This is a genomic window from Bradyrhizobium sp. Ken01 (genome assembly GCF_055807355.1).
Genome location: NZ_JBVVPC010000305.1, coordinates 1 through 235, shown reverse-complemented (window position 1 = coordinate 235; position 235 = coordinate 1). Strand labels below are relative to the sequence as shown.

Sequence of the window (235 nt, the reverse complement as noted above, 5' to 3'; positions counted from 1 at the left end):
CCAAATTCAACATCGATGCAGATAAAGTTAACCCGCGTCTGGCGTAAGAGGTAAAAGAATAATGGCTATCGAAATCAAAGTACCGGACATCGGGGCTGATGAAGTTGAAATCACCGAGATCCTGGTCAAAGTGGGCGACAAAGTTGAAGCCGAACAGTCGCTGATCACCGTAGAAGGCGACAAAGCCTCTATGGAAGTTCCGTCTCCGCAGGCGGGTATCGTTAAAGAGATCAAA

1 protein-coding gene is annotated in these 235 nt (G+C 47.7%); it reads left to right on the top strand.

Annotated features, from left to right (window positions below; genetic code table 11):
• Nucleotides 1-61: 61 nt before the first annotated feature.
• A partial coding sequence (locus tag AC0L3S_RS39750) for a biotin/lipoyl-containing protein (protein ID WP_473285452.1) occupies nt 62-235 on the top strand: 174 nt, incomplete at its 3' end.